Source organism: Ilumatobacter nonamiensis YM16-303, assembly GCF_000350145.1.
Lineage (GTDB): Bacteria > Actinomycetota > Acidimicrobiia > Acidimicrobiales > Ilumatobacteraceae > Ilumatobacter_A > Ilumatobacter_A nonamiensis.
Map to the genome: position 1 here is coordinate 38059 of NZ_BAOL01000020.1, position 19148 is coordinate 57206.

The 19148-nt window shown below is 68.5% G+C and carries 23 protein-coding genes and 1 tRNA gene; 13 read left to right on the plus strand and 11 right to left on the minus strand.

What is annotated here, in order from left to right:
- The first annotated feature begins 18 nt into the window (after positions 1-18).
- Positions 19-198 carry a hypothetical protein gene (locus ON45_RS03105; protein ID WP_040491836.1) on the plus strand — a complete coding sequence of 60 codons (180 nt, stop codon included), beginning with the start codon at positions 19-21 and terminating at the stop codon, positions 196-198.
- 33 nt (positions 199-231) lie between these two features.
- Here ON45_RS03105 and ON45_RS03110 read toward each other — a convergent pair whose 3' ends face one another.
- Positions 232-1188, minus strand: a complete 957-nt coding sequence (locus tag ON45_RS03110) for a patatin-like phospholipase family protein (RefSeq protein WP_051062363.1) — start codon at positions 1186-1188, stop codon at positions 232-234.
- 30 nt (positions 1189-1218) lie between these two features.
- Positions 1219-1839: a DJ-1/PfpI family protein gene (locus ON45_RS03115; protein WP_040491915.1), complete on the minus strand. Its 621-nt coding sequence runs from the start codon at positions 1837-1839 to the stop codon at positions 1219-1221.
- 102 nt (positions 1840-1941) lie between these two features.
- Between ON45_RS03115 and ON45_RS03120 the strand changes: the two genes are divergently transcribed.
- From ON45_RS03120 to ON45_RS03130, 3 genes are all read left to right on the plus strand, one after another.
- The gene (locus ON45_RS03120; protein WP_040491838.1) at positions 1942-2433 is read left to right on the plus strand and encodes an SRPBCC family protein; all 492 of its coding nucleotides are present in this window, start codon (positions 1942-1944) and stop codon (positions 2431-2433) included.
- Between the two features lie 57 nt (positions 2434-2490).
- On the plus strand, positions 2491-3735 hold the full coding sequence (locus tag ON45_RS03125) for a M20 family metallopeptidase (RefSeq protein WP_051062365.1): 1245 nt from the start codon (positions 2491-2493) through the stop codon (positions 3733-3735).
- Positions 3736-3806: 71 nt separating this feature from the next.
- Complete coding sequence (locus ON45_RS03130) at positions 3807-4805, plus strand: hypothetical protein (RefSeq protein WP_040491840.1); 999 nt, start codon at positions 3807-3809, stop codon at positions 4803-4805.
- 16 nt (positions 4806-4821) lie between these two features.
- On the opposite strand, the gene ON45_RS03135 is transcribed toward ON45_RS03130, so the two are convergent.
- Complete coding sequence (locus ON45_RS03135) at positions 4822-5703, minus strand: alpha/beta fold hydrolase (RefSeq protein WP_040491842.1); 882 nt, start codon at positions 5701-5703, stop codon at positions 4822-4824.
- A 71-nt stretch (positions 5704-5774) separates the two neighbouring features.
- Here ON45_RS03135 and ON45_RS03140 point away from each other — a divergent pair, with 71 nt between their 5' ends.
- On the plus strand, positions 5775-6650 hold the full coding sequence (locus tag ON45_RS03140) for an LLM class flavin-dependent oxidoreductase (RefSeq protein ID WP_040491844.1): 876 nt from the start codon (positions 5775-5777) through the stop codon (positions 6648-6650).
- Between the two features lie 42 nt (positions 6651-6692).
- Here the strand turns inward: ON45_RS03140 and ON45_RS03145 are convergent, their stop codons facing one another.
- Complete coding sequence (locus ON45_RS03145; RefSeq protein WP_040491846.1) at positions 6693-7121, minus strand: hypothetical protein; 429 nt, start codon at positions 7119-7121, stop codon at positions 6693-6695.
- Between the two features lie 155 nt (positions 7122-7276).
- Here ON45_RS03145 and ON45_RS22405 point away from each other — a divergent pair, with 155 nt between their 5' ends.
- Genes ON45_RS22405 through ON45_RS03165 form a run of 4 tightly spaced genes read left to right on the plus strand, consistent with a single transcriptional unit; the run spans position 7277 to position 10457 of the window.
- The gene (locus ON45_RS22405) at positions 7277-7819 is read left to right on the plus strand and encodes a hypothetical protein (protein ID WP_040491848.1); all 543 of its coding nucleotides are present in this window, start codon (positions 7277-7279) and stop codon (positions 7817-7819) included.
- 27 nt (positions 7820-7846) lie between these two features.
- Positions 7847-8848, plus strand: a complete 1002-nt coding sequence (locus ON45_RS03155; protein ID WP_040491850.1) for a hypothetical protein — start codon at positions 7847-7849, stop codon at positions 8846-8848.
- Positions 8849-8889: 41 nt separating this feature from the next.
- Positions 8890-9954 carry a phosphotransferase family protein gene (locus tag ON45_RS03160; protein WP_040491852.1) on the plus strand — a complete coding sequence of 355 codons (1065 nt, stop codon included), beginning with the start codon at positions 8890-8892 and terminating at the stop codon, positions 9952-9954.
- Positions 9951-10457: a hypothetical protein gene (locus tag ON45_RS03165; protein ID WP_040491854.1), complete on the plus strand. Its 507-nt coding sequence runs from the start codon at positions 9951-9953 to the stop codon at positions 10455-10457. Before ON45_RS03160 ends, ON45_RS03165 begins: the two co-directional genes overlap by 4 nt.
- A 24-nt stretch (positions 10458-10481) precedes the next feature.
- On the opposite strand, the gene ON45_RS03170 is transcribed toward ON45_RS03165, so the two are convergent.
- Both ON45_RS03170 and ON45_RS03175 read right to left on the minus strand, forming a co-directional pair.
- Positions 10482-10868 carry a cyclic nucleotide-binding domain-containing protein gene (locus ON45_RS03170; protein ID WP_040491858.1) on the minus strand — a complete coding sequence of 129 codons (387 nt, stop codon included), beginning with the start codon at positions 10866-10868 and terminating at the stop codon, positions 10482-10484.
- Positions 10869-10930: 62 nt separating this feature from the next.
- Complete coding sequence (locus ON45_RS03175) at positions 10931-12580, minus strand: DUF7800 domain-containing protein (protein ID WP_040491859.1); 1650 nt, start codon at positions 12578-12580, stop codon at positions 10931-10933.
- Between the two features lie 155 nt (positions 12581-12735).
- Here ON45_RS03175 and ON45_RS03180 point away from each other — a divergent pair, with 155 nt between their 5' ends.
- The gene (locus tag ON45_RS03180; RefSeq protein ID WP_040491918.1) at positions 12736-13779 is read left to right on the plus strand and encodes an isopenicillin N synthase family dioxygenase; all 1044 of its coding nucleotides are present in this window, start codon (positions 12736-12738) and stop codon (positions 13777-13779) included.
- Here ON45_RS03180 and ON45_RS03185 read toward each other — a convergent pair.
- Entirely contained in the window at positions 13740-14702 is a 963-nt protein-coding gene (locus ON45_RS03185; protein WP_040491860.1) for a DMT family transporter, read from the minus strand. The two genes, ON45_RS03180 and ON45_RS03185, sit on opposite strands and share 40 nt — an antisense overlap.
- A gap of 129 nt (positions 14703-14831) precedes the next feature.
- Here ON45_RS03185 and ON45_RS03190 point away from each other — a divergent pair, with 129 nt between their 5' ends.
- Positions 14832-15275, plus strand: a complete 444-nt coding sequence (locus ON45_RS03190) for a PPOX class F420-dependent oxidoreductase (protein WP_051062366.1) — start codon at positions 14832-14834, stop codon at positions 15273-15275.
- A gap of 9 nt (positions 15276-15284) precedes the next feature.
- On the opposite strand, the gene ON45_RS03195 is transcribed toward ON45_RS03190, so the two are convergent.
- Together ON45_RS03195 and ON45_RS03200 are read right to left on the minus strand one after the other, a co-directional pair.
- On the minus strand, positions 15285-15656 hold the full coding sequence (locus ON45_RS03195) for an MmcQ/YjbR family DNA-binding protein (RefSeq protein ID WP_040491861.1): 372 nt from the start codon (positions 15654-15656) through the stop codon (positions 15285-15287).
- Positions 15629-16084, minus strand: a complete 456-nt coding sequence (locus ON45_RS03200; RefSeq protein ID WP_040491862.1) for a hypothetical protein — start codon at positions 16082-16084, stop codon at positions 15629-15631. The genes ON45_RS03195 and ON45_RS03200 overlap by 28 nt, the downstream gene beginning before the upstream one ends.
- Before the next feature lie 86 nt (positions 16085-16170).
- Between ON45_RS03200 and ON45_RS03205 the strand changes: the two genes are divergently transcribed.
- Positions 16171-16980 carry a helix-turn-helix domain-containing protein gene (locus ON45_RS03205; RefSeq protein WP_040491921.1) on the plus strand — a complete coding sequence of 270 codons (810 nt, stop codon included), beginning with the start codon at positions 16171-16173 and terminating at the stop codon, positions 16978-16980.
- Between the two features lie 8 nt (positions 16981-16988).
- On the opposite strand, the gene ON45_RS03210 is transcribed toward ON45_RS03205, so the two are convergent.
- Positions 16989-17060, minus strand: a tRNA-Lys gene (locus ON45_RS03210).
- Between the two features lie 87 nt (positions 17061-17147).
- Here ON45_RS03210 and ON45_RS03215 point away from each other — a divergent pair.
- Complete coding sequence (locus tag ON45_RS03215) at positions 17148-17792, plus strand: TIGR03085 family metal-binding protein (protein ID WP_040491864.1); 645 nt, start codon at positions 17148-17150, stop codon at positions 17790-17792.
- A gap of 75 nt (positions 17793-17867) precedes the next feature.
- On the opposite strand, the gene ON45_RS03220 is transcribed toward ON45_RS03215, so the two are convergent.
- Positions 17868-19148 (minus strand): HNH endonuclease, encoded by a 1281-nt coding sequence (locus ON45_RS03220; RefSeq protein ID WP_040491866.1) that lies wholly within the window; start codon positions 19146-19148, stop codon positions 17868-17870.

Sequence of the window (19148 nt, forward strand, 5' to 3'; positions counted from 1 at the left end):
GATCTACGGTACTGAGCGATGAAGTTGTGGAAGTGGATCGGTCTCGCCGGTGTGGTGGGCGCCGCCGCGGTGGGTGTCGCTGCGGGAACGGCGACGGTGAAGCGCAAGCGGCGTGAGTACATCGAGGCGAACCCGTCCGAACTCCGCGACCGCCTCCACGCTCGCCACGCGGAAGCCGTCGCTCGGCAAGCCGGCTGACTCGGCGTACTCCGGCCCGCCGGCGGGTGACGCCTACCTGCGTCGGGACACTCGGCGGAGGATGTCGAGTCGTTCCGCGACGTTCGGATCGGAGAGGCGCTCGCGGGTCGAGGCGAGCGCGGCGACGGTCGTCGCTGCTCGTGTCGAGGAGTCCATCGCGTTCGGTCCCATCGCCGCGAGGTCGGCCGCGGTGGGTTGGAAGGTCAAGACGTCAGCGCCGGTTTTCCTGACCGTCTTGATCTCGCCGGCGAGTTGTCGGGCGTGCATTCGGCGGGTGGTCGGGCGGACGTTGCGGTTCGCGTCGGTCGTTGCCGACATCGGCGAGACCACGACGACGAGGTCGTATCCGCCGTCCGCGACGAGATCGGCGTTGGTCGGGGAGTGGGCTCCGCCGTCGATGTAGCGCCGACCCTCGTGAACGACCGGGCGGAAGAACCCCGGGATCGACGAGGACGCCTGCACCGCGATCCCGATCGCAGGGTCGACGTCATTCCGGCCGAACACGACCCGGTCGCCGGACCCGAGGTCGACCACACAGATCCAGGTCGGACGGTCGGGCCACGCCCGCCCGCGGTACATGGCGTCGATCCGCTCGCCGATCACGTCGGACGGGATCGTGCCGGTCGGCATGAGTCCGGCGAGGGCCTTCGTCGGGTGTCGGAGCCCGTGGAACAGCAGACCGGGTGACGACGGAAGTGGCGGGCGAGACCACGGCGTGGGCGTGAAGTCGAACGTCGGTGGGCCGGTGGCATCGCCGACGACCGCTGCGGCTTCGGCCGAGATCGATCGGCCACGACTGCGAGGGGCGAGGTCCAGCGGTGGGAACCCGGCGCGCAACGTCGCGGCCACGCCCGAACCCGCTGACGTCCCGACGATCAGATCGGCATCGCGAGCGTCGAAACCCGCTTCGGCGAGCGCCGTGAGTACCCCGGCGTGGTACGCAGCGCCGACGATGCCCCCGGCTCCGAGCACCACCGCGACGGACGACATGCGGTCAGTATGTCAGCCGTACGAATTCGCTCAGACCGCCTCGGGACCGCCGGTGGAGTCTTCGGTCCAGACGTAGTCGATCTGCTCGGCGGTGCGTTCGGCGAGGGCGCGTCCCGCGAATCGATCGACGAGGTGCAGTGCCATCGCAATGCCGGCGCTGAGGGCGCCGCCCGTCACGACGCGGCCGGAATCGACCCAGCGGACGCGGCGGCGCGCACCGTCGGGACCGGCTCGCTCGACGAGGCTGTCGATGTCCTCCCAGTGGGTCGTCCACGGACGGTCGGCGAGTAGACCGACACCGTGCAGCAGAAATGCCCCGGTACACACGCTGGCGAGCGTGGCCCCGTCCCGCCGTGCGACGGCGTCGATCGCCGCGAGGAGATCCTGGTCGGCGAGCGGCGCCGTGAGATCGATCGTGCCGGGCACGATGAGCAGATCGGTTCGTGTGAGCACATCGTCGGACGCGGTCGGGATCAGCCCGAGCCCGCCGTACGCCGTGACCGGTTCTCCGTCGAGGGTGACCGTGTCGACCTCGAACGGAGCGTCACCGCCGTCGCGCGCGGCGAGTCGGTTCGCGGTGAGGAACACCTCGTACGGGCCGCCCGAGTCGAGGAGATCGACGGAGTCGAAGAGCAGGATCGAGATGTGCATCGCACCATCCTGTCGCGCTGATTCGGCACGCAACATCGCTTCTCTGCCAGGTTGCCTCGGTAGCGCCCCGCCGTCACACGCTCGACGTGTCAGAGTGAGGGAATGAGCGAACAGCGAATCGAAGTCGACCGGGTGATCGCCGCGGAGCCGAACGTGATCTTCGAGGTCCTGCGGAGTCCCGAGGGCCACGTGCAGATCGACGCGTCGGGCATGCTGATGTCGTCGACCGGTGATCCCGCCTCGGCCGTGGACGACCGGTTCGTCGTCCACATGGACCGTGATTCGCTGCGCGACTTCGACCTCGGCGAATACGACGTCACCGTGGTCATCACCGAGTTCGACCAGGACAGCCACATCGCGTGGACGATCGACGGGCAGATGCAGCCGCCGATCGGTCACGTCTACGGGTACCGCCTCGAGCCGGTCGAGGGAGGCACCAGGGTGACCTCGTACTACGACTGGTCGGACATTCACGAGCACTACAGCGAGATGGCCGGCGACATCTTCCCCGTCATCTCCGAGACCAATCTGCGCGCGACGCTCGGCATCCTGGCGCGCACGGTCGCGCCGGGCGCGAGTCGACCCGGCGCCTGATCCGATGGGGGTGACGACCGGTCGCCCCGCGGAGAACGGTGCTCTACGGTGAGGCGCATGGCGACGAGCTCCGATGTCGACGAGCACCTCGCGCAGCGGGCGCTGGCGCTGGTTGCGGCGCCATCGGAGACCGGACAGGAGCACCCCGCGATCGACCTGATCGCGTCGTGGTTGGACCCGGTTGCCGACGAGGTCGATCGGTGGGTGACGCCGATGGCCGACCTCGAGTCCGATCCGGCGTATCCGGGCCGCGAGGTGGAGCGCGACGAGGTCCCGGTGGTGGCCGCGCGCATCGTCGGGAACCGGCCCGGTCCGATCGTCGTGCTCACCGGACATGCGGACGTGGTCCCGGTCGGCGACCGGGTGAAGTGGTCCCGTGATCCGGCCGGCGAGCTCGACGGCGACGTGCTGTACGGGCGCGGCTCGGCCGACATGAAGGGTGGAGTCGTCGCCGCGATCGAGGCGTTCACCCGTGTCGCTCATGGTGACCGGGACTTCGCGGGCGAGCTGCGGTTCGTCGCGGTGCCGGGGGAGGAGGACGGTGGAACCGGCACCCTCGCCGCGATCCGGCGCGGCTGGACCGGCGATCTCGTGATCGTGCCCGAGCCCACGTCGGGTCCGGACGGCCCGCAGGTCGTGGTCGCCCACGGCGGAGCCCTGACCTACACGATCGAGGTCGACGGGCGGTCAGCGCACGCCGCCACCCGGCTCCTCGGTGAGTCGGCGCTCGATCACTTCATCACCGTCTACCGGGCGGTCGAGCGGCTCGAACGGGAGGTCAACGAGAACGAGCGGAACCCGGCGATGGTGACGACCGGTCTGCCGTACCCGACGACGGTGGGTGTGGTGAACGGCGGCGTGTGGGCGTCGAACGTGATGGAGAAGATCACCGCCGAACTGCGCGTCGGCGTGACGATCGACGAGACGGTCCGGGAGGCCGAATCCCGATTCGAGCGGACCTTGCGCGAGGCGATCACCGGCGACGAGTGGCTCGACGCCCATCCGCCGCGGATCGAACGGACCGGCGCCGCGTTCGGGTCGTCGTCGATCGAGGTCGACCACCCGCTCGTGGAAGCGCTGCGCGGTGCCGCCGAGTCGGAGACGGGCGTCCGGCCCGGCACGATCGGCGCGCCCTACGGATGTGACATGGCACTCTGGCGGCGCGAGGCCGGTGCGGCGTGCGCGGTGTACGGACCAGGCGAGATCGTCCACGCCCACGCCGTCGACGAACGCATCTCGATCGCCGAGCTGGCGACGACCGCCCGGGTGCTCGAAACCACCGTGCGTTCGCTGCTTCGGTAGGGCTCCGGGCCGGCCGGTGCGTGCCTGGCGGACGGACACCGCGGCGTTGCCACCGTGCCTACGATCGGTGCATGAACTGGTTCGTCGAGCTCACCGGTTTCGACGAGAGCGAGCAGGCGGTCCGTTCATCGCTGACGATCGACGGCGACGTGTTGCGGTCGAGCGTGAACGGTCGCTCGATGCACTGCGGGACGCTGACGACGCCATCGCTCGCCGAGTTGCGCCGCACTCGCCCGGCGCGGGAGGGACCGGTCTCGGTTCGGGAGATCGTCGCCGATGCGCGTGCGCTGCACCTCGATCCGGCGAACGCGGGAGCGGTGTTCCAGGTCGCGTCGCAGTTCAACCTGCTGGAGATGCCCGGTCCCTCGGTCACACCCGAACGCGGCGTCACCGGGTACTGGAACGATCGGACGCAAGGACCAGCGTGCGCGGTCGCCTGCGGTGCGGGAACGATCCAACGCAACTGGTTCGCGAGTGTCGGTGACCAGATCGGCCAGACCGCCGAGCGCCAGATCGACTGCGCCGCCAACCTCGGTGCGGCGTTGGGTGGTGGACCCGATGGCCGCGATCTCTGGACGATGCAGAACGGCTACCTGTTCGCAACTGCCGGCGGTCTGGATCGGGTCGAGGACGTGGTCGCAGGCTGCTCGGTCGACGAGCGCGACGAACTGCTCGGGCATCTGCGGATCGGATTGCAGTCCGACACCGAGGTGACGTTCGGGACGGCCGCGGGGACAGCCGGTCACCTCGTCAGCCAGGCGTACTGCTCGGCGGTCCCGGTGGGCTACTCCGATCAGCCGGCGGGAAGGTGGGAGCCGCTCGCCCGACTGGTCCTCGACGCAACGTACGAGGCGACACTCTCGGCCGCGGCGATCGCTGCCGAGTCGACCGGCAACCGCTCGGTGTTCCTGACGCTGGTCGGCGGTGGAGTGTTCGGGAACCGGACCGAGTGGATCGTCGACGCGATCCGACGCGCCGTCGCCTGCCACGAGGGTGCCGATCTCGACGTGGTCCTCGTCAGCTACGGTGCACCGAAGCCGGAGCTGCGCGGCCTGCTCACCGAGAGGTGACCGCGGACGGCCCGGGTCAGTACGACTCGGCGCGCACGGCCACACCGAAGATGGCGTCGGCCATCTGCGACCAGTAGAGCGGTGGCAGGTCGTGGCCCATGAGTCCGAACACCAAGAGGTCGGCGCCGGGAACCGAAGCGGCCGTGGCCTCGCCACCCGAGAGCGTGACCAGCGGGTCCTCGCGGCCGTGCACCACCAGCGTCGGAACCTCCACGCTCCGCAGGCGCTCGGTGCGATCCCCGGTCGCCGCGACGGCGGCGATCTGGAAGGCCGTTCCCGCGGGATGGAAGCAGCGGTCGTACGCCTCGGCGGCTCGCGCCCGTGCCTCGGCCTCGTCGAACAGCGAACCGCCGATCACGCGCGACGTCGCAACCGTCGCGTCGATCGCACCGGCGCGGTCCGTCGGCGGAGGCGTGAGCAGGGCGGTCATCGCGGCCGCATCAGGCTGGCCCACGTCACCCGCGCCGGTCGTCGACATGATGCTCGTCATCGACAGCACCCGGTCGGGGTGTTCGATCGCCATCATCTGCACGATCATCCCGCCCATCGACGCACCGACCAGATGCGCGGCGGGGATGTCCAGCGCGTCGAGCAGACCCACCGCATCGGCCGCCATCGTCGACAAGGTGTACGGCGATTCCACGGGCTGACCTGCCAACGCCTGGGCGTACACCGCCATCACGTCCGGAGGTGGCGCGTCGGACTTCGTGGACAGGCCCGCATCACGGTTGTCGAATCGGATCACCCGGAACCCGCGCTCGAGGAGCTCGGAGATGAACCCCGGGCTCCACAGCGTCATCTGCGCCCCGAGTCCCATCACGAGCAGCAGCGGGGGAGCGTCGTCGGGCCCGAAGCTCTCGTAGCAGAGGTCGATGTCGTTCGCGGTGGTGGTCGGCATCGGGAGATCATGGCACTTCGGGCCGTTCGAGTGAGAGTGCTGACCGGGATCCGACGTGCGAACCTGTCGGCATGACGAAATTCGGATGGTTGTCGCCGGTTGCCGGACATGCGGGGAGCGATTTCCAGCCGATCGTGATGTATCAGGAGGAGCACATCCTGCCGAAGGCGTTGCCGCACTTCGACTCGCTGTGGATCGCCGACCACTTCTACGGATTCGACTCCGAGAAGACGGAGGGCTTCCTCGAAGCGTGGGTCACCCTCACCTGGCTCGCGGCGCGGTTTCCCGACGTCATGCTGTGTCATCACGTTCTCGGCCACGGCTACCGCAATCCGGCACTCACCGCGAAGATGGCCTCCACGCTCCAAGTGTTGTCGGGCAACCGGTTCGTCCTCGGCATCGGCGGCGGATGGCGCGAGGACGAGTACGAGTCGTACGGCTACGACTTCCCGTCGACCGCGACCCGCCTCCGCCAACTCGAGGAGGTCGTGCAGATCTGTCGACTGATGTGGACCGAGGCGCACCCCACCTTCGACGGCACCTACTTCCAGATCGACGACGCCGCCGCCACGCCGCGACCCGACGTCGTTCCACCGATCTGCATCGGGAGTTCCGGTGAGCAGATCGGTCTGCCGATCGTCGGCCGTCAGGCGGACATCTGGAACGGGTCACTCCGCGGCGGCGACGAGTCGTGGTTGCGGATGCGCGACATCGTCCACTCGGCAGCGAGTGATGCGGGACGTGACCCCGCCGACATCGAGTGCAGCGTCACCGTCGCCGGCGAGCTCCCCGACTCCGATGCAGCATCGGAGCAGTGGGTCGAGCGACTGACCCATCTGCATGATCTCGGCGTCGAACACTTCGTCATGGACTTCGGTCATCCACTCGACGTCGAGCCGGCGCTCCGCTTCGTCGAGCAGGTGATCGCTCCGATCAACGGCGACTGACGTCCGAGTCGACACCGGACGCGCCGGGGCCGACTTGCGGCGTCAGCGTTCCTGGCGGCGTGAACCGGACGTCCGCACGGCGGTCAGCAGGTCGAAGTGGCAGTCGCGGGTGGCGGCGCCATCGCGAACCTCGCCGTTCTCGGCCTCGAACATCCGGTTGAAGTCGTCGTCGGACCCGAGGATGCCGTACTTGCGGGAGATCGGTCGCCCGTCTGCCAGGCGGAGACGGTGACACGGCAGCGCCCAGTCGGCGACGCTCGCCTGCTGATCCGGCAGCAGCGCGCCGGCGAGCTTGTGGACGGTCATCGGCTTCCCGTACCGGGCCGAGTAGGCCAGTGCGAGGTCCTCGTCGCTCACCCAGCGTGCCGGTGGCACGAGGTTGACGAGGTCGATCAGGCGGCGGGTGGTCATCGACGCGTCAGGACGCACGGGCGCGGGGCCGGTCCAGGTGGAGAATCGGGAGTCGTTCATCTGTCGCACGCCGCTTCCCCCTGTCGATTCTCACTGCAAGCCATGGCAAGTAGTCAACCAACACCCAACGTGGTTGACAGAGGGTCAGGCGTCACATACTGATTGTCAACCCAGGAAAGCTTCACACCTAGGCCACCACGGACTAGGATTGACACATGCAATTCGAGACGAAGGCGAGCCGATCCCGGGAATCCGTCGGTCCACCGGGCGGTCCGACCGTCACCGTCCCGTCGTCGTTCACGATCAAGGTCACCGATCTCGAGCCGTACGACCTGCGATTCGAGACGAAGTGGGACGAGCGTGAACGTCGACTCACCATCCGCGAGGCGACCTTCCTGACCGCCGGAGACGAACCCGTTCGCATGGCGGGCATCATTCGCGTCGCGATCGGCGACCTCGTCGACCAGGCGATGGAAGCCGAGGTGCTCGGCGAGCGTGGATGGCCGGGCGTGGTCGAGGACCATCCGGACGAGGAGCAGGAGCGTGTGGACGCGCTGGTCTACCTGCTGTCGGTGGCGCTCGGCTCACCCAAACCGTCGGCCAACGTCGCGATCGCGCGCGGGCTGTCGCCCGCATCGGGTCCGAAACGTGTCGGAGCGGCCCGCAAGGCCGGCCTGTTGCCGGCGACCGAGTCGGGCAGACCGTCGGCCGGACTGTCGTCGTTCGACAAGGCCGCCCGGGCGAAACGCAAGCGGTGAGTCGACACACGCGAGACTGGTCCTCCGATGTCTGATTCCGACCGCATCCCCGTGCTCGTCTTCGATGACGGCACGCCGAACGCCCGCGCCGCGATGACGCGGGCGCTCGACCACGCCGCCGAGATCGTGCTGGCGACTGCGTCCGACTCCCCGAACACCGCCGCCAACCGGGCCGACGCGGCCGACGCCGGTGTCCCGATCGACATCGTCGAGCTCGCACCGCACACCGGCATCCGTCATGCGCTCGCGCTGTGCGGCGAGCGTGACATCTACGCGGCGTACGTTCCCCGGGTCGAGCGGCATCCGGGCGAGTTCCTCCGCAAGATCATCCAAGCTGCCGCGCAGTCCGAGGTCGAGGGTCTGCCCGTGCTGGCGGTCACCATCGTTCATCCCGATGCTCCGACGACCGGCCCGGTCGTCGAGTTGGATCCGGCCCACGCCGACGCCGGGTTCGCGGCCCTGTTCGCCGCGGGACTCGCCGGCACGACTCGGAGTCCACTCCACGTGTTGCGCCTGGCAGGCGACCGGTCGAACGCCGACACCCGCTCGGCCGACGCCCTCCACGCGGCGCGCGTGGCGATCGCCCACGACGAGATCGCCGTCTACGAACAGGACGGCGAGCGGGACTCCTTCGACGACGCGATCGAGAGCTCCCACGGGGCCCGCGCGGTCGTGGTGGGCTTCGGCGGGGTCACGATCCGCGGGCGCAAGGCGACGCACCCGGACGAACTTCCCGACTCGACGCTCGAGCTTCCGGATGGTCGGCTCGCGCACCTGCTGTCCCAGCAGATCTCGACCGATCTCGTCGTCGTGTGCGATCACATCGAGCTGCAGCACGGGCGCGTGGCCAGCGTTGCGGCGATCGGTGGGGCAGTCGGCGCCATCACGGCGGGAAGTGCACTCGGTGGCCTCATCGGTCTCGGTGCCGTGTCCGCCGCGATCGGTGTGGCCGCGGCCGGCTACGTGGTCGCCCGCGACGGCGACGACGACGACGGAGACGACGACGGTGGAGCAGCCGAACCCGAATAGCCAGGTGTCGAACCCTGTCGGCCAGGTGTTACGTTCGTCACATGGATGGGGGCATCGAGCAAGCGGTGAAGAAGGTCGTCGCGGGGCTGTTCCCCGGATCGTCGAACGTCGAGATCGTCGACTTCGGACCGATTCCGGGCGGCTTCTCGCGTGAGACGTTCCGCTTCGACGCCATCGTGCACGCCGCCGGCGGCCAGCAACGTCACGAGCTGATCCTGCGCAAGGACCCGCCCGAGTCGGTGGCGATCCTGCAGACGAGCCGCGCCGTCGAGCACGATCTGATCGAAGCGGTCCGGCTCCAGACCGGCGTCCCGGTCACGCAGAGCCTCGGTTTCGAGATGGACCGGTCGATCCTCGGCGAGGCGGCGATGATCCTCCGCCGTGCGCCGGGCAACTCGCTCACGACCGACCTCTTCAACGATGGTCCCGACACCGACCAGGCCGACGACGTTGCCCGTCACCTGTGCGAGTCGCTCGTCGAGTTGCACCAGACCGACATCGCCACGCTCAATCCGCACGGCGACCTCGATGACCCGCGCGGCGTCGGCATCGACGCGAGCAGCTGGGACAGCTACATGGAGTCGACGTTCGAGTACTACCTCGACAGCTACCCGTCGACGAACCGCGACCCGATGCTCTGCATCCTCCTCGACGCCTACCTCACCCTGCGCCGGAACAAGCCCCGGCCACTCCCGTTGTCTCTGATCCACGGCGACTTCAACCCGGCCAACTTCCTCTACGAGAACGGGAAGGTGACGGCGCTCATCGACTGGGAGAACTCCCGCGTCGGCGACCCGCGCGAGGACATCGGCTGGATGCTGATGATGGACGACCTGTCCAACACGAAGGTGATGCACCACCCCGCCGACGAAGGCGGCTTCCTCGCCTACTACAACAAGCTGACCGGGTTCGAGATCACCGAGCAGGAGATCGGCTACTTCATCCTCTTCGGCACCGCCAACATCGCGGTGCCGATCAACACCGCCATCAAACGCCGCACCGACGGTGACAACCACGAACTGCTCCACCTCTACCTCGTCCAGTCGAGCACGCCTGCCCTCCCCGGGATGGCCCAGCTGCTCCAGTACCCAGGGGTCCCCGCATGAACACGACGCCGTCCGTCGATCAGATCCTCGAAGGGCTGATCATGGCTCTCGACGACGAGATCCTCCCTGCATTGACGAACCCCAAGGCCTACGCGACCGCGCAGATGATGCAGTCGTTGATCCAGAGCCTGCGTCAGACGCTGCCGGTGCTCGACGAGCAACTCGTCGAGGAACACAACGACATGATCCGCACGCTCGCCGATGCTGCCGCGGCGCTCGGTGACGCGTCCGGTGACGCGGCCGATCGTGTCCGCGATCGGGGCGCGACGTTCGGGCAACTCGACAAGCTCCCCGCGCCGCTGGATCGCGACGTCGTGATCGAGGCGCACACGGCGCTCGGGCGCGCGATCGAGGCGACGTTCCCCGACCTCGACGAACTCCAACGTGCGGGCGTCGCGTCGGCCGACGACGCGCTGCAGATCATCCGCGCCCATCTCGGGCCGCGCTACGTGCGTGACGCGCAGACGATCGTCGTCGGTGCCGGTTTCGTCGGTCGCGGCTGAGCCGAGCCCAGCCGGTCGTCTGCCCTACGCCTCGCGTTCGCGGACGACGGCCTCGATGCGCTCGGCGACGATGGGAAACCGCTCGGTCATCGCCGTGAACTCCCAGCTCATCATGCACGCCAGGCGACAACGGGTCTTCGCCGTGACGCGGGCGTTGCGCTTCTCGTGTTTGACGAGCGCGGTCTCCCCGAAGAACTCGCCGCGCCCGAGACTGGTGACGAACTCGAAGTTGCGGTGGACATCGACCTCGCCGTCGAGCACCACGAAGAACTTGTAGGCGAAATCGTCCTGCTTCGCGAGGCTGCTCCCCGCGACCATCTCGATCTCGGTGAACGGCTCGGCACAACTCGCGAGGTTGCCCTCATCGAGCCCGTCGAAGAGTGGTATCGACCGCAGTTGTTCGGCATCCATGCTCGTTCCCCCTGGGCGTGGAACGTAGCACCTCTGCCCGGGCGGCCTGCCGAGCTCGTCGTTCAGGCGAGTTCGAGGTCGACGACCTCGGTGAGTTCGGGCTCTCCGTCCGCGTTGCGGCCCGAGCGCTCGAGCTTCATCCGCGCGTGGCGCCCGTCGATCGAGAGCGTGGCGATCTCGTTGCCGTAGAACGGTCCGGCCTCGCGCGTCCAGGTCAGCGGCTGGTCGGGCACGCGCGCCACCCGACGGAGCAGCACCCGCGTCGCGGCCGCGGCCGCACGACTCCACGCCACCCGGAAGCCGATCTTCATGAAGGCCGGCACGTAGTTGTGGACCGGTGAGCACGTGAGTTGGTAGACGGCCGCATCGACGTCCCGATCGAAGTTCGCACGCGCCGCGTACGCGTGGTGCACGTCTCCCGACAGAACGCAGATCGTCGCCGGGGACCGACCGTCGGAACCCTCGTGTTCACCGTTTCCGACCCGTTCGAACAGCGCGGTCAGCCGGTCGAATCCCTCCCGGAACGATGCCCAGTGCTCGAGGTCGGCCACCCGCCGGAACTTCTCGGACCAGCGCGCCATCCGCTCGCCGCGTTCGCCCTTCGTCAAGACCTCGTTCCACGACTCGATGTCGTGGAACGATCGGGGGAGCAGCCACGGCAGGGACGTCCCGATCAACAGGTGGTCGTAGGTGCCGTTCGCCTGCTCCTCGATCCACTCGAACTCGTCGTCGGACACCATCGATCGGCGATCGCCCTCGAGAATCCGACCGCACCGCGAGTCGATCATCAGCAACACGGTGTTGGCGAAGATCCGTCGGTAGGACCACCGCGCGCCCTTCGCTCCGTCGGCCTCGGCGTCGGCAGCGGCGGCGAACTCGCGCAGGAGCGGCTCGCAGTCACCGTCGTGAGCGGTCACCTGCTGGTACGTCAGGTCGTGTTCCAGGTCGTCGGGCGACAGGTTCCCGACATGCTGGTACACCCAGTACGACGACAGGCCGCCGATGATGCGTTCGTTCCACCATGACGTCTCCTGCATGTCCCGGCGCCACGACCCGGACGTGTTCCAGTCGTCGTGGATGTCGTGGTCGTCGAAGATCATCGCGGTCGGCAACGTCGAGAGCAGCCAACGGATGTCCGGATCGGTCCAGCTCTCCTCGTACAGCCACGTGTACTCCTCGAAGTCCTTGATCTGTTCGAACGGTGGTTCGGCGATGCTCCGGCGTTCGCGGATGCGGTCCTGGGTCTCGTCGGTCGTCTCGTCGGCGTAGACCTGATCGCCGAGGAGCAGCACGGCATCGGGCCACTCGTCCTCCGGCATCTGCAGCAGGCGCTGCGCGTACGTGTCGAGCGCGTCGGGTGCGTAGCGCTTGTCGTCTTCGACCGCATCGGGTCGCGCGTATCGGCACGACCCGAACAGCAACTGGATCGGATTCGCCGGATCGAACGTGCGGATGCGCGACGGGGGGAGGTCGGCGTCCGGGTCCGGCCACACGACCGCGTCGTCGAGGCGGACCTCGTACGGCGTCGCGGTACCGGGCTCGAGTCCGCGCACGATGACCAGCGCGTAGTGGTGTCCGGCCACCTCGAAGGTCTTTGCACGGCAGTCGAGGACCTCGACGACGCACGCTCGATCGACCTCGACCCACACCGTCGCGTCGCGCTCGCCGACGTGGCGGAGGAGTGGTCCGAGGACAAGGCGCGGTGCGGTCACCGACGACGTGCTATCACTTCGACGGCCTGCGCGGGGAAACCCGCATCGCTGGAACACTCGCCGGGTTCGATATCGTGGAACGCACACCGGGTAGAAGCAGTCAGCACGCCGACGGCGCGCAGGTCATTGCCCCTCGCAACCACGAGGAGATCACCATGCCTGCACCCACCGACGCGACCCGCGCCGCAACCGGATCGGTCGAGACCGAACTCGCGAAAGAGCGCACCTTCGGCGGCGACGGCGTCGACGTCGACCGCGAGATCCGCATCATCGACCTGTCCGATCCGAGCTCGTCGCAGGACGACATCGACGACGCGCTGTGGTCCGCTGCGGCCGAGACCGGCTTCTTCCAGGTGACGGGGCACGGCATCGCGCAGGCCGACGTCGATGCCGCGTTCGCGATCACCGAACGGTTCTTCGACCTGCCGACCGAGGTGAAGGAGCGACGGTCGATGCCGCCGCGCACCAACAGCGGCTGGGAGTTCAAGTCACAGAAGCGGCCCTCGACCGGGACGTACGACCACAAGGAGACGTTCCAGGTCACGATCTCGCGGATGGAGAAGTACGACCTCTGGCCGACCGAGGACGAGATCGCGGACTTCCGGCGGATCCTCTCCGAGTTCGAGGCGGCGAACCACGCGCTCGCCATGCGGCTGCTGTCGTCGTTCGCCCGCAAGCTCGGATTCCCGGAAGCGTTCTTCACCGAACGTCACGACCCCTCCTCGCCGGAGTACCAGTCGACGCTGCGCATCCTGCACTACCTCCCGATGGACGCGAGCGACCTGCGCCCGGGGGAGTGGCGCGCCGGCGCCCACACCGACTTCGACTGCCTCACGCTGCTCCACCAGCGGGTCGGCCAGCGCGGCCTCCAGCTGTGTCCGGGCGCCGAGGCGGCGAGCCGCGAGTCGAACGATCCGCTCGGATGGACCGACGTCGAGCCCGTGCCCGGGACCGTCACGTGCAACATCGGCGACATGCTGATGCGCTGGAGTGACGACCAACTCCCGTCCACCCTGCACCGCGTGCGGATGCCGCGACCCGACGAGATCGTCGGTGACCGCCTCGGCCCGCGCTACTCGATGGCCTACTTCGCGCAGGCGGATCGGGACGCGATCATCGAGAGTCCCAGCGGTACGCACGCCCCGATCACCGCCGCCGACTATCTCGAACAGCGCATCGCCGCGAACTTCGCCGGCTGAGATCCGCGCCGAGATCGCGGCGCGGGTGCATCGCGCGACACCAGCACCAGCCAGATCACCGCACCGAGGATGATCGCACCGCCGACGAGCGTCGCGACGCTCGGCACCTCCCCGGGCCAGATCCACACCCAGAGTGGAGCGAGGACGACCTCGGTCATCAGGAGCAGCGGCACCTTCGCCGCGGGCACCGACCGATGGCCGAGGTTGAAACACGGCAGCCCGAACCCGAGCGCGACGCCGCCCGACACGCATGCCATCGTTCCGTCCCGCAGGCTCACGCCCAGCCCCTCACCTTGTGCCACTGCGACGATGCCGGCGCCGAGGCCGAGGATCGAACCGGCGATCAACGTCGGCACGACCGGATCCACGCTCGGAGCCGAGCGCATCAGCACGCTGTAGGTGCCGACACTGACGGGGATCAGCCCGGCGAACAGCAGCCCGGATGCGGATCCGACCTCGAGGCCGGCGCCCACCGTGATCGTCACGCCGACCAGCGTGATGCCGATCGCGATGGCGGTCGTTCGCGCCACCGGCTCGCGCAGCCAGATCCAACCGATCAGCGCCGCGAAGATCGGTGCCGCCGCGAGGAGGAACAGCGTCGTCGCCGCCGATGTGCCGGACAGGGCGAGGATGTAGAGCATCGACGTACACGCCAGCACTGCGCCGGCGAGCCACGTCGTGCGGGTGACCGTCGAGAAGTCGACCGGCCGACCGCCGCGTCGGAGCACGATGAGGATCACCATCGCGAGCGCGGTCGACGCGCCGCGGTACGCGAGGAACTGGAAGTCGGTCGCGTCCTCGACGGCGGCGTAGGCGATCGCGGTGACGCTGAACAGCACGCCGGCACCGACGACGAGCAGACCGCCCTGCCGCTCGGTGAGTTCACCCTGGCCGGTGAAGGCATCGCGGTACGCGGTCAGCATCGCGGAATCGTAGGTCCGGATGCGGCGGCGGAGCGATGGGGAATCCGGGTGCTGTCGCTACCACGTCCGGGTCGCTGGCCACCCGATCACAAGTGCACTAGTGTCGTCGGCACGACCAGGAGGTGCCCGATGTCCGCCATCCACGCCCAAGCTCAGGCGATGCTCGGATCCGACGCGGTGGCCCACGTGTGGACCACCAACGCCGACGGCAGTCCGCAGGTCTCGGTGGTGTGGGTGATCGCGCAGGGCGACGAGATCCTGTTCGGCACCGACGCCAGCAGCATGAAGGCCCGGAACCTCGCCCGTGACAACCGCGTCATCCTGTCGATCGAGGATGTCGAGCGGAACGAACGTGGGTATCAGCGTCACCTCGTGATCCGCGGTCGGGCACAGGTCGAGCCTGGCCCGGATCCGCAACTGATGGACCGGCTGGCGCAGAAGTACACGAGCCTGAAACGGCACCCGTTGGCGCTGCGTGACTCGCCGACCGCCGTGGTCGTGCGGGTCACCGTCGATCGGATGAGCGGCGTCGGTCCCTGGATCGAGGACAACCTGTCCGTGGCCGTCTCCTGATCGAGCCGATCAGACGTCGAGCTGCTTGACGACCGTCTTCGGCGCGACGTGGCGGAACGCCTCTTCCGCGATGCCGGCGATCTCGTCCCAGTCCGGATCGACGTCGACGTACACGCCGAGCCAGCCGCGTCCGCCGACGTAGGGCGGACGGAAGAACCGTTCGGGTTCGGCCTCGACCATCTGCTCCTGCACGCCGGGCGGTGCAGGACACACGAGGTGTGCCCGGTCGTTGTCGTGGTGCTCCTCGCGGAAGTACATGAACGACTTCTTGTCGCGGATGAAGAAGCACGGTGCACCATGGCTGATGCGCTCGTTCGTCTCCGGGAACCCGAGGCAGATCCGTCGGATCTCGGTCAGCGGGTCGAGCGGATCCGTCGCCATCCCCGCCACTGTAGGAGAGCGAAGGTGTCGATGAGTGCGGCCACCGCGAGGACGGCGACGGCGCCACCGGTGGAGTACCAGCCGAGCAGCACCGTGACGATGCTCGCGACGACCCAGGCGACGTCGGCGATCGCGATCTCCGGCGTGAACCGGCGCAGCGCCGTGAGCGACGCACTCGAGACCCAGGCGTAGAACGCGGCGAGCGGCAGCAGTGCCAGCCCGACGACGCGCACCCAGCCTGGGTGGCCGGTGTCGAGGACCTGGTCCACCCGGTCGGGGACGACGGCGAGAACGATGCCGGCCACGAACGAACTGACCGCGTTGACCCGCAGGACGATCCGGAGCTGACGTTCGTGGTCCCGTCGAGCGGGAGTGGTGGAGTCGGACGTGGTGGATGTGGTGGTGGGTGTGCTGATGATGTCGGTCATGGCGTCATCGTGTGACCTGTCGGTGTGCGGAGTCGATGACCTCCGAGGTCATCGAACCGGCTCCGCTCCGTCGGTACGGTGATCGCATGGCCGGCGACACGGTGGTCCCCCTCGACACGACCCGATCTGCGGACCGCCGCGGGCAGGTCGAGCGTGGCGTCGGTCCGTTGCTGCGGACGTGGCGTGCGCGACGACGGATGAGCCAGCTCGATCTGGCGTCGGCGGCGCAGGTGTCGACGCGGCACCTGTCGTACGTCGAGACCGGCCGGTCCCGACCGAGCCGCGAGCTCGTCCTGCACCTGGCACGCCATCTCGACGTCCCGCCCCGCGAACAGAACGACCTCCTGCTGGCCGCGGGCCATGCGCCGGCGTATCGCCAGTTCGATCTGACCGACCCGGAGATGGCGCCGGTCGTCGCCGCGCTCCGGTCGATCCTCGACGGGAGCGAACCGAACCCGACGTTGGTGATGGACCGTCACTGGAACCTGCTGATGGCCAACGAGTCGGCGTTCGCCCTGACCGAGGGCGTGGCCGAGCACCTGCTGTCGCCGACGATCAACGTGTTGCGCCTCACGCTGCACCCCGACGGGCTGGCCCCGTATCTCGACGACCTCGACCAGGTCGCGGCACATCTGCTGCATCATCTGCGACGCCAGGCTGCCGTGGCGGGCGACGTGGAGTTGAGTGATCTGCTCGACGAGTGCGAGTCGTACGTGCCCGGGGCCGTCGAACTGGCCGAACCGTCCGCCTCCGTGCCGGCGTTGCCGGTGACGATCCGCCGTGACGGTCGGGTTGCCACCTACCTGTCGGTGATCTCGACGTTCGGCAGCGCGCTCGACGTCACCACCTCCGAGCTCACCATCGAGACGTTCTACGACGTCACCGGCTCGGCGTGAGGCTTCGGTGCCTCCCCTGGGGCTCGAACCCAGAACCAATGGATTAAAAGTCCACTGCTCTACCATTGAGCTAGAGAGGCCTTGAACTGCGGCGCCAGCGTACGGCCCGAGGGCGCGGGTGGCGACCTCGTCGGCGACGAGTTCGGCCGCCCGGGTACGGTGACCCGATGGCGAACGACACGAACCCTGCCCGTCGTGAACGTGCGGCGCTCTGTGACCTGTTCCTCGAGCTCGGCCCGGACCAGCCCACGCTGTGCGGTGAATGGACGACCCGCGATCTCGCGGCGCACCTCGTGATCCGCGAGCGTCGGCCGGACGCTGCGGTCGGGATCCTGGTGTCGAAGGCAGCCGGCTACACCGAGAAGGTGCAGGCAGGAGTCGCCGACGCCGAGTGGTCCGACCTCGTCGACACCGTGCGTTCCGGCCCGCCGTTCTGGTCACCGACCCGGATCGCCGCGGTCGACGCCTTGGCGAACACTGCGGAGTTCTTCGTCCACCACGAGGACGTGCGTCGGGCACAGCCGACGTGGGAGCCGCGCTCCCTCGACGACGACCTGGTCGACGCGCTGTACGACGTGCTGAAGAAGACGGGCAAGCGGTTCGTCTCGAAGTCGCCGGTCGGCATCGTGCTCGAACCCGACGACGACCATTCGCCGATCACCGTCAAACAGGCCGAGCCGTCGGTCACCGTGCGCGGCCCCGTCGGCGAGCTGGTGATGTTCGTCCACGGACGCCAGGAGCGCGCCGCGGTCGAACTGTTCGGCGACGATGAGTCGGTCGCCGCCGCGAACTCCGCCTCGTTCGGGATCTGACGAAGCCGGATACCGGGCCGACGCCGATGCGTTCCGGGCTCGCAATGCTTGATGGGGGACACGTCGCTCATCGGCTCAGGCGGCGAAGGCGGGTTGGGTGAGTTCGGTGCCGTCGGGGCGGTGGACGTGCCAGGTGCCGTCGGCGTCGCGGTGGGCGGTGTAGCCCTGTGACTTGAAGCGGTTGTGGCGTCCGCACATCGGGCCGCCGTTGTGAGGCGTTGTCGTTCCGCCCCTCGAGTACTCGTGGGTGTGGTCGATCTGGTTCCGTTGGGAGTCACGCCCGCATCCGGGCCACAGACATCGCCGCCCGTCGAGGAGTACCGCGTCGCGGGCGGCGCCGGTGAAGCGTCGTCGGCGTCCGAGGTCGGTGACCCGGCCAGCGGAGTCGATCACCACCCGTCGGACCTCGCCGATCATCGAGGCGATCACGGCGTCCCGTGGACTGAGCGTGACGCCGTTCGACGTGTCGCACCGCTCGGTGTCGATGTTCTCGATCGTCGCCGGTCGGACCGGCCGGCCGCCCATCATCGCGGCGAGTTCGGATTCGTACTCGGCCTTGGTGATCACGATGTTCACCAACGGATCGGGCGTCGCGGCGCCGGGTGCGGCAGCTGCGCCCCGCACGATGAGGCGGTGCAGTGCGTCCATCCGTCGCTGGGCGTCGGTGCGGGCGAGACGGGACATCGGGTCGCCCTGCGTGTCGTCGCGGCAGTCGACTCCCTCGGCGTTCGCAGCTTCCCAGTCGGAGAGGAACTCGGCGTCGCACTGCTTCTGGAACATCTCCATCAACGCGGCACCCTGAGCGGCACCGCACTTGGCGTGGACGTGGACGACACCGTCGCGTTCGAACACCATCGCCTCCCGACGGTCGTGCGCCTGCGCGTGACGATTCTCATCACCCTGGGGGTCGCCGAACTGATTCCAGCGATGGAGCACCTCGCTGAACGTGACGAAGTCCTTCCCGGCGTGCTCGACCAACTGTGCGTCGCCATCGACGACGAGATCGCGCAGCCGCGGACTCGCGTGGAGCTGAGCGATGGCCCGCACCTGGTCGACCCCGATCGATGCGTCGGCCAACGCATCGCGAGCTTCGGGAAGATCGCGCAACGCACGCATCGTCTGCAGCCGACGCCGGGTCTCGACCGGCGAGGCGTTGGTGAGCGCCGTCGACCAGCCACGCACCGACACGTGCCCGTCGTGGCGGTACCGCTCGGTGGCGTCGGCCCGATCCAACACGGCGACGTAGGTGGCTTCGAGCGTGCGACGGGCAGCCTCGAGTTCGACCAGCGCCTGATCGAGTTCGGCGCCCGACAGCTCGTCCACCTCGGCCGGTGTCGGGATCGGGGACGACTTCAT